Source organism: uncultured Negativibacillus sp. (assembly GCF_944388365.1).
In the GTDB taxonomy this organism is placed as follows: Bacteria; Bacillota; Clostridia; order Oscillospirales; family Ruminococcaceae; genus Negativibacillus.
Genome location: NZ_CALXIN010000010.1, coordinates 37796 through 47763, shown reverse-complemented (window position 1 = coordinate 47763; position 9968 = coordinate 37796). Strand labels below are relative to the sequence as shown.

8 protein-coding genes are annotated in these 9968 nt (G+C 48.1%); 6 read left to right on the top strand and 2 right to left on the bottom strand.

Annotation, left to right across the window (positions count from 1 at the left end):
• Positions 1 to 178 precede the first annotated feature (178 nt).
• The 6 genes from Q0L39_RS03030 to Q0L39_RS03005 all read left to right on the top strand — a co-directional run bounded on the left by Q0L39_RS03030 (position 179) and on the right by Q0L39_RS03005 (position 6923).
• The gene (locus tag Q0L39_RS03030) at positions 179 to 760 is read left to right on the top strand and encodes an HD domain-containing protein (protein ID WP_296626859.1); all 582 of its coding nucleotides are present in this window, start codon (positions 179 to 181) and stop codon (positions 758 to 760) included.
• Between the two features lie 9 nt (positions 761 to 769).
• Complete coding sequence (gene def / locus Q0L39_RS03025) at positions 770 to 1279, top strand: peptide deformylase (RefSeq protein WP_296626858.1); 510 nt, start codon at positions 770 to 772, stop codon at positions 1277 to 1279.
• Positions 1276 to 1635, top strand: coding sequence for a hypothetical protein (locus Q0L39_RS03020; protein WP_296626857.1), 360 nt, complete (start codon positions 1276 to 1278; stop codon positions 1633 to 1635). The genes def and Q0L39_RS03020 overlap by 4 nt, the downstream gene beginning before the upstream one ends.
• Positions 1636 to 2055 carry a PPC domain-containing DNA-binding protein gene (locus Q0L39_RS03015; protein WP_296626856.1) on the top strand — a complete coding sequence of 140 codons (420 nt, stop codon included), beginning with the start codon at positions 1636 to 1638 and terminating at the stop codon, positions 2053 to 2055. It abuts the gene before it with no gap.
• A gap of 391 nt (positions 2056 to 2446) precedes the next feature.
• Complete coding sequence (locus tag Q0L39_RS03010) at positions 2447 to 4423, top strand: ABC transporter substrate-binding protein (protein WP_296626855.1); 1977 nt, start codon at positions 2447 to 2449, stop codon at positions 4421 to 4423.
• Positions 4424 to 4916: 493 nt separating this feature from the next.
• Positions 4917 to 6923, top strand: a complete 2007-nt coding sequence (locus Q0L39_RS03005) for an ABC transporter substrate-binding protein (RefSeq protein ID WP_296626854.1) — start codon at positions 4917 to 4919, stop codon at positions 6921 to 6923.
• 255 nt (positions 6924 to 7178) lie between these two features.
• Here Q0L39_RS03005 and glyA read toward each other — a convergent pair whose 3' ends face one another.
• Entirely contained in the window at positions 7179 to 8420 is a 1242-nt protein-coding gene (gene glyA, locus Q0L39_RS03000) for a serine hydroxymethyltransferase (RefSeq protein WP_296626853.1), read from the bottom strand.
• 107 nt (positions 8421 to 8527) lie between these two features.
• Positions 8528 to 9943, bottom strand: a complete 1416-nt coding sequence (gene lpdA / locus Q0L39_RS02995) for a dihydrolipoyl dehydrogenase (protein WP_296626852.1) — start codon at positions 9941 to 9943, stop codon at positions 8528 to 8530.
• Positions 9944 to 9968 lie beyond the last annotated feature (25 nt).

Here is a 9968-nt window from a genome sequence, read left to right as displayed (position 1 = left end):
GTTTGTTTCCGCCTGAGATTTGTCCGAATGATTGTGAACCAAAGCGCCGGTGCAAAGCTTGCACCGGCGCTTTGGCTTTGTTATCCACCGTCAGAGGAGGTGTTGATATTGCATCCTTGCAAAAGAAAGTCTATAATAAAGAAAACTGCGGACAGCAGGACGGAAAGGACAGAGGACAATGAAAACATCATACACCCATGAGCAGGCCTATGAGCTGCTCAAACAATATAACAAGGACCCATTTCATCTTCGCCATGCACGCACTGTAGAAGGCGTTATGCGCTATTTTGCCCGTGAACTGGGTTATGGAGAGGATGAGGATTTCTGGGGCGTTGTGGGCCTGCTGCACGACCTCGACTTTGAAATGTATCCCGAGGAGCATTGTGTCAAGAGCCGAGAGCTGATGCGCCAGGCAGGACTGGAGGAAGAGGTCATCCATGCCACTGCCAGCCACGGCTATGGTCTGGTCAGTGATATTCAGCCGGAGCACGAGATGGAAAAGGTGCTGTTCGCTACCGACGAGCTGACCGGTCTGATCGGTGCAGCAGCACTGATGCGTCCGTCCAAAAGCACCAAGGATATGGAGTTAAAATCGCTCAAGAAAAAGTTTAAGGACAAACGCTTTGCAGCCGGCTGCTCCCGTGAGGTAATCCAGCAGGGTGCAGAGATGCTGGGTTGGGAGTTGGACGACCTGCTGCAGCGCACACTGACCGCAATGCAGCAGATTGAGGACGATCTCAACGCTGAATTTGGAGCATAGGAGGACATCATGGCACTCAGAGCAATTCGCATTAACAATGACCCGATTCTGCGCCGCCGCTGCAAAGAGGTGGCAGTGGTGGACGACCACATCCGCAGCCTGCTCGACGACATGACCCAGACACTGCACGCCACCGACAACGGCGCTGCCATTGCCGCACCACAGGTCGGCATCAGCAAGCGTCTGGTGGTGATCGACCTGGGAGAGCTCAGCGGCGGTGTGCTCAAGCTGGTGAATCCCAAAATTGTCACCAGCGAAGGAGAACAGCTCTGCGAGGAAGGCTGTTTGAGCTTCCCTGATCGCTGGGTCAGAACACGCCGTCCACAGAAGGTGACAGTGGAAGCACTGGACGAATATGGAACACCGATCACCCTCACTGGAGAAGGATTGATGGCGCAGTGCTTCTGTCATGAACTGGAGCACCTGGACGGCATTGTCTTTCTTGACCACGCCGTCGAGCAGATTGTCCCTGTCAAACGTGTTCGCCGCGGCGCTCAGAACAGAAAGGACTGCCGATGATGGATTGGATTCAGCTGGTTCTGCCCACCGAGGGAATGCAGCGGGCATTGATAGAATATGTACAGGCATTCGAGGAGCAGGGACGAAGCTGCATGCACCTGTGCAGGGAACAGCTGGAAAACGATTATTATGAATGGCTGGAGAAGCTGCAGGACCGGATGCTGGGCCTTGATGGCGCGCAGGAAATCCTCTATTTGGCAGTGGATATGGAGGATCAGGTGGTTGGAAGTCTGCTGCTGTGTGCAGAGGAGGAACAGGCGCCATCTGTGCTTGTTCGTCCCGACCGTCAGGATCGGAATTATCCGCAGCAGATGTTGCAGCAGCTGCAGGATTTGATGGGAAAGAAGGAATTATAAATGGAGTACAAACGCTTTGGCAATCAGATTGTTATTCGTATGGACCGTGGAGAGGAAATTTATGAGCAGCTCAAACAGGTTGCTCTGAAAGAAAACATCAAGCTGGCACAGGTCAGTGCTCTGGGAGCGACCGATGACTTTGAGGCCGGTGTCTTTGATACCAAAGAAAAAGTATTCTGTCCCAACCACTTTCAGGGAGATCATGAGATCGTGTCGTTGACCGGCACCATCAATACCATGAACGGCGAATACTATGCACATCTGCACATGAGCGCCGGCGGAATGGATGGAAGGGTAGTAGGCGGCCACCTCAAGTGGGCGAAGATCAGCGTCACCTGCGAGATGGTCGTCACGGTGATCGACGGTGTGGTTGATCGCGTATTTGATGAGCAACTGCAGTTTAACCGCTTTCAGTTTTAAAAATGGCTTGATAAAATATACAGCATCAAAAAAAGACCTGCTTATGGAAAAGCAGGTCTTTTTTTGATGCTCAAGTGAAGATGGGATATGTACTGGAATGAATTTATCTTAGTATTATTTTTTACAAAATGAAAATAAAAAGAAGTAATTCACCAAATTAAGCAAAACAACCAGAATTTTTTGAAATTGTTGTAAAAATTAGAACAAAGTGATAAAACTGTATTGACACCTCAAAAATAGTTTGATAAAATGAAATTAAATTAAATGAAAAATAAAAATTGATAAAAAATAAGCAATATTTTTTAAAATTATTCATATTTGTTATAGATTTGGAGGTGTGATAAAAATTCGCTGATTCAATTATAACCACAAAGAAGGAGAGAGAAGAATTATGAAAAAAACAATATCCAAATGGTTGGCACTGCTTTTGACAGCAGCGATGGTTTTGACAGGTTGTTCGGGCGGCAGCACCGGTGCCGAAGGAGAAAACGGCGGCGAACAGGAACAACAGGAAAGCGCAGAGATTAAAGATCTGGTTATCCCAGTACTTGTCAGCCGTGAGCTTGAAACCTTTAACATTCTGTATGCACAGAGGGCAGAGGACAGCGAAAACCTGACCAATCTGGTGGACGGTCTGCTGGAAGTTGACCACGAAGGTAAGCTGGTTCCGGCGATTGCAGAAGATTGGGGAACCGAGGACGGCGGACTGACCTGGACTTTCCATCTGCGTGAAGGTGTCAAATGGGTCGATGTAAATGCGCAGGAAAAAGCAGACTGCACAGCGCAGGACTTTGTCACCGGTTTGGAATGGGTGCTCAACTTCCATAAAAACGATTCTTCCAATACCTCGATGCCTCTGGAGATGATCGAAGGCGCAGAGGAATATTATGAATATACCAAGAGCCTGTCCAAGGAAGAAGCTTATGAGCTCAATGCTGCGGAAGGCTCCAAGTTCCTGGAGACAGTCGGTATCGAAGCACCGGACGACTACACACTGGTTTATCACTGCCTAGCTCCAAAGCCATACTTTGATTCGCTGGCAACCTACAACTCGCTGTATCCAGCATCTCAGACACTGATTGATGAGCTGGGTATCGACGGCTTCAAAGCGATGGACAACACACAGATGTGGTACAACGGCTGCTACACCATGACCTCTTACTTGCAGGGAAATGAAAAGATTTATACCAAGAACCCAACCTACTGGGATCAGGATTGTAAGCTGTTTGATACGGTTACCTTCCGAATGGTAGAATCCAACGATGTTGCATTCCAGCTGTATGAAAGCGGTGAGCTGGATTCCGTCGGCCTGGGTGAAGCACAGATCAACACCATCGCTAAAAACCCTGATGACGAGATGTATGACTATATGGTACCGGCTGTACCATCCAAACATTCCTATCAGTTCCACTTTAACTACAACAAAAAGACTGAGGATGGAGCTCCGGACGACAACTGGAATACAGCCATTGCCAACGAGGCTTTCCGTAAATCCTGGTACTATGGTCTGAACCTGAAAGATTATTGGAAGAGAACCAACGCGATCGACCCAATGGCTTGCGAAAACAACTTCTACACCATGAAGGGCCTGTGCTACACCAGTGACGGTACCGACTACACCGAACTGGTAAGACAGGAACTGGGTCTGCCGGAAAGCAACGGTGAAACACCAGCAAGAGTGGATGCAGAAAAGGCAGAGCAGTATAAACAGCAGGCGATTGAGGAGCTGACAGCACTTGGCGTCACCTTCCCAGTACAGATTGATTACTACATCATCGCTTCCAACCAGACCGCTCTGGACAGCGCAAACGTGCTCAAACAGGCATTCTCTGACAGCCTGGGCGACGACTTTGTTCAGCTGAATATCAAGACCTATATCAAGAGCCTGCGTCAGGAAGTCCTTGACCCACATCTCCAGTCCTTCGTTTCCAATGGCTGGGGCGCAGACTATGGCGATCCACAGAACTTCCTGGGACAGGAAATGTACGGCTATGACAACGCAGACTATTCTGCAAACTACTCCTTTGTCAACGAAGTTTCTGAGGAGACCGAGGCAAACAAAGAGCTACTGGCAACCTATAAAGAGTATACTGCATTGGTAGAGGCTGCAGACGAGATCACCGACGATCTGGATGCGCGTTATGCAGCTTATGCAAAAGCAGAGGCTTACATGCTGGAGCATGTACTGGTACTGCCATGTAACTATGGTGTTGGCTGGTCCCTGACCAAGATCGACAACGACACCAAGATGAACGCAATGTTCGGTATTCAGAACAACAAGATGAAGAACTGGGATACCAATGTTAACGGCTATACCTCCGAAGATAAAGGCGTTGCAGATCAGATCGCAGCATATTCACAGCAATAACAGCTATAAAAGCCCCAGAACCATCCTGTGTGGTTCTGGGGCTTTATTTGCCATTATTTGTTTTTACACTGTACTAAAAACTTTAAGATCCTTTTTAGCAAGAGAACTTGTTTTATTATAAAAATATTTATAAAATTGTTTTAAAACATGAAATTGCAAAATGGAGGAAAAAGTCAAAAATAAGGGGATTTTGCAGGATTTTAGTTTATTACATGCATTGGATTTTTCTCCAAAAGCGAATAAATTCTTGATGATATATATAAAATATACAAAATAAAACTGGAGAATTCACAAAAAATAATATAAATATTCGAATAACTATTGACGAAATGTGAACTGTTTGGTATTATTTAAACTATTAAATGAAAAGGAACAGAACAAAAACTGAATTTTTGAGCGACGCATCCGTTTTTAGCCCGTTCAATCTTCTTTTAGGAAGGTGAAATTTAAAGAGGCAGGAAATTATTTTTGATTTTGAAGGAGAATTAATATTATGAAAAAAACAGTATCCAAATGGTTGGCGCTGCTTTTGACAGCAGCACTCGTATTGAGTGGATGTGGAACAACATCCGGCGAAACAGAAACCACCGATAACAACGAAAACACCACAACAGAAGAGAACACCGAAAAAGAAGAAACAACAGAATCCACAAGCGCAGACAACGAGATTAAGGACCTGTATACTTATCAGCTGGGCGTAAACGAGATTGAAAGCTTTAACATTCTGGGAAGCCAGAGCCAGAAGGAATTTGACGTTCTTTGTAATATGGTGGACGGCTTGCTGGAAGCTGATGCACACGGCAAGCTGGTACCATGTATTGCAGAAGACTGGGGCACCGAGGATGGCGGAAAAACATGGACCTTTAAACTGCGTGAAGGCGTTAAATGGGTCGATGTCAATGCACAGGAAAAAGCAGACTGCAACGCCTGGGACTTTGCAACCGGTCTGGAATGGGTACTTAACTTCCATAAAAATGACTCTGTCAACACCTCTATGCCTCTGGAAATGATCGAGGGCGCTGAGGAATACTACGAATATACAAAATCTCTGAGCAAAGAAGAAGCCTATGCACTGACCGCAGGAGAAGGCTCCAAGTTCCTGGAAATGGTCGGCATGGAAATTCCAGACGATTACACCATCGTTTATCACTGCACCGCTCCAAAGCCATACTTTGACTCGGTTGCAACCTATGCATGTCTGTTCCCAGCCTCCCAGGCTGTAATCGACGAACTGGGTGTTGATGGCTTCAAGGCAATGGACAACGAAACAATGTGGTACAATGGCTGCTACACCATGACCACCTATGTTCAGAACAACGAAAAGGTTCTGACCAAAAACCCAACCTATTGGGATCAGGACTGCAAACTGTTTGATACCGTCACCACAAAGATGGTAGAATCGGTCGACGTTGCTTTCCAGCTGTATCAGAATGGTGAAATTGATGAAATCGCACTGAGCGAAGGTAACCTGAACACCATCTACAATGATCCAAGCAACCAGTACTATGATTATCTGGTAGAGAAGATGCCTACTAAATACTCCTGGCAGATTCACTTTAACTTTGATAAGATGAATGAAGACGGCACTCCAGATACCAACTGGAACCTTGCAGTTGCCAACGAAGCATTCCGTCTGTCCTGGTACTATGGACTGGATCTGACCAATCACTGGAAGAGAACCAATGCAATCAACCCAATGAGCTGCGAAAACAATGCTTACACCATGAAGGGCCTGTGCTATACCAGCGACGGCACCGACTATGTTGACCTTGTAAGAGAAGCTCTGGGTCTGCCGGAACCAAACGGCGAAACTCCTGTCAGACTGGACCCTGAAAAAGCAGAACAGTACAAACAGCAGGCAATCGAAGAGCTGACCGCAGCAGGCGTTACCTTCCCAGTAGAGATTGACTACTACATCCAGGGCAGCAACCAGACCATGCTGGACAGCGCAAACGTTCTCAAACAGGTATTCTCCGACTGCCTGGGCGACGATTATGTCACTCTGAACATTCTGACCTATGTACAGAGCTCCACACAGGAAGTTTACAATGCGAAGAAACATTCGATCGTAGTCAACGGTTGGGGCGCTGACTATGGCGATCCACAGAACTACCTTGGTCAGGAGATCATGGGATACGACAACGCATACTATGCAAGACAGTATTCCTACATCGACGACGTTCAGGAAAATGAAAACACCAAAGCACTGCTGGATACCTACAGAGAGTTTACCAGCATGGTAGAGGCAGCCAACGAGATCAACGATGATCTGGATGCAAGATACCAGGCATTTGCTGAGGCAGAAGCTTATATGATCAGCCACGCACTGTGCTTCCCACACTACTATGATGTAGGCTGGTGTCTGACCAAGATCAACCCATACAGCAAGATCAACGCAATGTATGGATGCGTCAACGGTAAGATGAAGAATTGGGAAACCAATGCAGACGGTTACACCACCGAAGAGATGGCAGAAATCGCTGCTGCTTACAACGCATAAAACAGATAAAAAAAGAGACTTGCAATTTGCAAGTCTCTTTTTTGTGCTTGCCTTCAATGTGATAAAGGCAAAATCCTTTTAGCGCAAGAGGAAAGCTCTGTGCAGCCTTTATCATCAGGAAGCAGGAAAAAGGGTACCGCACCTGAAAAGATGATGTCAGAAGGAAAGAGAGGGCTTTTGTGTGATGCCTAAAGAAGTTTGTATAAAGAAAAAAAGAGGACCGGAAACTTGTCCGGTCCTCCAATGTGGATACGATTATTCGTAGATTGGGTATTTGCTGCAAAGTGCGGTGACACCGGCACGGATTTCATCTGCTTTTGCTTCAAAGTCGGTAGCTGCCCATTTGATGAACTTGGCAACCTCAACCATGTCCTCTTCTTTGAAGCCACGGGTGGTGACAGCAGGAGTGCCAACACGCAGACCGCTGGTGATGAACGGGCTGGTTGGATCGTTCGGGATAGCATTCTTGTTTGCGGTGATATAAACCTCATCCAGACGTTTTTCCAGCTCTTTACCGGTGATGTTCATGTTCTGCAGGTCGATCAGAATCAGATGGTTATCTGTGCCACCGGAAACAAGACGGAAGCCCTGATCCATCAGTGCTTTTGCAAAAGCCTGTGCGTTGTTGATAACCTGCTGCTGATATGCTTTAAATTCCGGTTTGAGTGCTTCGCCGAAGCAGACAGCCTTAGCAGCGATGATGTGCTCCAGAGGACCGCCCTGTGTACCTGGGAATACCGCTTTGTTGATCTGTTTTGCAAGAGCTTCCTTGCACAGGATCAGGCCGCCGCGAGGACCGCGCAGGGTTTTGTGGGTGGTGGTGGTAACAACATCAGCGTATGGAACAGGGTTCTGATGCAGGCCTGCTGCAACCAGACCAGCGATGTGTGCCATATCGACAAACAGATATGCGCCAACTTCATGGGCGATCTCTGCAAATTTATCAAAGCGGATCTCACGCGGATAAGCGGAAGCGCCGGCAACGATCAGTTTTGGTTTGTGTTCCAGAGCCAGTTCACGAACCTTGTCATAGTTGATGTGCTCGGTATCATCCAGGCTGTATGGAACAAAGTTGTAGTAGCTGCCCGACAGGTTGACAGGGCTGCCGTGGGTCAGGTGACCGCCGTGTGCAAGATTGAGGCCCAATACGGTGTCGCCTGGTTTGATCAGCGCAAAATAAACTGCCAGGTTTGCGCTTGCACCCGAGTGAGGCTGTACACAGGCATGTTCAGCGCCAAACAGCTTCTTAGCACGCTCGATAGCGATGTTTTCGACAACGTCAACACATTCGCAGCCGCCGTAGTAGCGTTTGCCAGGGAAACCTTCGGCATATTTGTTGGTCAGTACGGTGCCCATTGCAGCCATGACAGCTTCAGAAACGATATTTTCAGAAGCAATCAGCTCGATGTTGCGTTTCTGACGGGCATATTCTGCTTTGATAGCGTTGCCGACTTCAGGATCGTACTGTGCGATGAAATTCATGATTTCGTTTACCATAGAATGAGCCTCCTTGAAACTTAAGATAAAAATAACCGGACGGACGGCAAAGTCCGTCCGGCAAAGAACAATGAGAGCAGTACTCTCATAAAGTTTGGGGAACGAATTTAGCGTTTCTTTGGTGCAAGATGAATTGCCATGCCGTGAACATCTTCGACTGCCTCGGTGACACCCTCACAGAAGGTTGGGTGCGGACGGATGACTGCGGCCAGCTGATCAACGGTCAGACCATTGACAATGGCGGTAGACAACTCGGAAACGATGTCGGTTGCGCGGGAACACATCAGCTGTGCACCCAGAATGACATCGGTATCCTGATGAGCCAGAACCTTGATGAAGCCGCGCTCCTGTTCGTCGATGATGGATCTTCCATTTCCGGACATGATGAATTTGCCTTTCTTCACCGGAATACCTTGCTTTTTGGCTTCGTCCTCGCTCAGACCTACCGATGCGATCTCCGGATCGGTGTAGATACAGCCAGGAACAGCCTGCAGGTTGATCGGTGGGACTTTTCCCGCAATGATGTGTGCTGCACAGATTCCCTGTGCGCTTGCCATGTGGGCAAGCTGAATCTTGGCAGAAACATCTCCGATGGCATAGATCGAATCGACGCTGGTGCGGAAGGATTCATCGGTTACAATATGTCCGCGCTCCATCTCGACCGAAAAGTCGTTGCCGAACAGCCCCTGAGTGTTGGCGCGGCGGCCAATCGCAACCAGAATCTGCTGAGAGGAAATCTGCTGCGGCTTTTCCTTTTCGGTGAAGTGGCAGACCAGTTTGCCGTCGGATTGCTCCAGTCTTTCGACCATGGCGCCAGTATGGATTTCGACGCCGCGTTTTTTCAGAATCATGCTGAGATTCTGAGAGATCTCGCGGTCCATGGTGGAAAGGATACGATCAAGCGCTTCCACGATGGTAACTTTGCATCCAAAGGAGGAGAACACACTTGCAAACTCAACGCCGATGACGCCGCCGCCGATGATCAAAATTTCCTTTGGCAGGCTGTCGGTCTGCGCATAGGACGGATCATCCAGCAGCTCATCACTGGTGACGACCCCTGGCAGGTCAAGTCCCGGGATGGGTGGGCGGGATGGCACCGAGCCGGTTGCAATCAGAATGTTGTCTCCATAAAGAGTCGTTTCTTCCCCTTGCTCTAATTGTACCTCATGTGGGGAAAGAATGGAAGCGGATGTATTGAAAAAATCTATCTTATTTGCTTTGATAAGCTGTTCGATTCCACTGCGCAGCTTGGAAACGACGTCATTTTTGCGCTGGTGGATCTTTGCCCAGTCAAAGCTCGTGTTTTCGGTGTGAAGTCCAAACAGTTCGAAGTGAGCTGTTTCTTTGTAAAGCTGCGCAGAGTGCAGCATTGTTTTGGTAGGAATGCAGCCGCGGTTGAGGCAGGTGCCGCCGACCTGACGGCGTTCAATCAGTGCGGTGTGCAGACCCAGCTGTGCGGCGCGGATGGCGGCTTCATATCCGCCAGGGCCGGCGCCGATAACGATCAGTTGATATTGTTTCATGTTAAAATCCCCCTCGGCAGATGTA